1 protein-coding gene is annotated in these 1735 nt (G+C 71.9%); it reads left to right on the plus strand.

Going from position 1 to position 1735, the window contains the following annotated elements:
- Positions 1-11 precede the first annotated feature (11 nt).
- A partial coding sequence (locus tag AB0L34_RS33750) for an amino acid adenylation domain-containing protein (protein WP_363709722.1) occupies positions 12-1735 on the plus strand: 1724 nt, incomplete at its 3' end.

A 1735-nucleotide genomic window follows, 5' to 3' on the forward strand; every position in this document is an offset into this window, starting at 1 on the left:
TGGCGGTGAGTGTGGCCTCCGACGGATCCGGGCTGCGGATCGACTACGCGGCCGAAGCATTCTCCACGGACTGGGTGCGGGGCCTGCTGGACCAGGTCGTGGTGTTGACCTCGGCGGGGGTACGGGAGCCCGAGGTCGGCCTGTGGGCGTTGCCGTTGGTCACCGATGTGGAGCGCGAGCGGTTGTTGGCGTGGGGGCGGGGGCCGGTGCGTCAGGTGCCCGGAGCGCCGATTCACGAGTTGGTGCTGCGGTGGGCGGAGCGGACGCCGGAGGCGGTGGCGGGTGCCGCCGGCGACGAGGTGCTGACGTACGGGGAACTGGCGCGCCGGTCGGAGGCGCTGGCGGGGTACCTGCGGTCGGTGGGTGTGGGCGCCGGTGACGTGGTGTCGTTGGCGTTGGACCGCAGCCTGTGGTCCCTGATCGCGATGGTGGGGGTGTTGCGGGCGGGGGCGGCGTACACGCCGATGGACGTGGCCTGGCCGGCGGAGCGGATGCGGGTGTTGCTGGCCGACCACGGCGCTCGGGTGGTGTTGACCGTCGGTGAGGTGTCCCCGCGGATTCCCCGGGTCGACGGGGTGCGGGTGGTGGCGTTGGACGACGACTGGGACACGGTGCGGGCCGGCGACCCGGTCGGGTTGCCGGTGGTCGACGCCTCGGCGCCCGCGTTCGTGATCTACACCTCGGGGTCGACGGGTACCCCGAAGGGCGTGGTGCTCTCCCACGACAGGCTGACGAACTTCCTGGCGTGGATGCGCGAGGAGTGCGCGGTCGGCCCGGACAGCCGGATGCTGCACTGCTGCGCGCCCGTGTTCGACGTGGCCCTGGGCGAGGTCTTCACCGCGCTGACCTCCGGCGCACGCGTCGTGGTGTCTTCCCGTGACGACCTGCTCGACGCGCGCCGACTCACCGAACTCATCGCCAAGGAGCAGGTCACCCACGCGTTCTGCCCGCCCACCAACCTGGCCGCGGTCGACCCGGCGGACTGCCCGAGCATGTCCTGCGTGACCCTCGCCGGTGAGCCGATCCCACCCCGCATGGCCCAACGCTGGCTGGCCGCCGGCGCCCGCCTGATCAACGCGTACGGTCCGGCCGAGGCGTCCGTCGCCTGCACCTGGTACGACGCCAGCGCCGGCTGGGGCGGCGCGTACGTGCCCATCGGCTGGCCCATGCCCAACCGGCAGATCCGCGTCGTCGACCCGCAGTTGAACCTCGTCCCCATGGGCGTCCCCGGCGAAATCCTCATCACCGGATCCGGGGTGGCTGACGGTTATCTGAACCGCCCGGAGTTGACGGCCGAACGCTTCGTCACCGACCCGTACGGCGGCGGCCTCGCCTACCGCACGGGCGACCTGGGCCGGTGGAACGCCACCGGGGCGCTGGAAATCCTCGGCCGCATGGACCACCAGGTCAAAGTCAACGGCATCCGCATCGAGCTGGGCGAGATCGAAGCGGTGCTGGCCCACCACCCGCACGTGAGTGGTGCAGTGGTGGTGCGCCGGGAGGACCAGGGCGTCGCCCGGCTGGTCGGCTACGTGACCGGCCGCGACGGCCACACCCCGATAGTGAGCGAACTACGCGCCCACGCCGCGACCGCACTGCCCGCCTACATGGTCCCCGCCGTCATCATGACCCTCGACCGGTTCCCCGTCGGCGGCACCGGAAAGATCGACCGCCGGGCCCTACCAGAACCCGGCTCCCAACGCCCCGACCTCGACGTCGACTACGTCGCACCCAC

The sequence above is a fragment of the Micromonospora sp. NPDC052213 genome, assembly GCF_040679695.1.
In the GTDB taxonomy this organism is placed as follows: domain Bacteria; phylum Actinomycetota; class Actinomycetes; order Mycobacteriales; family Micromonosporaceae; genus Micromonospora.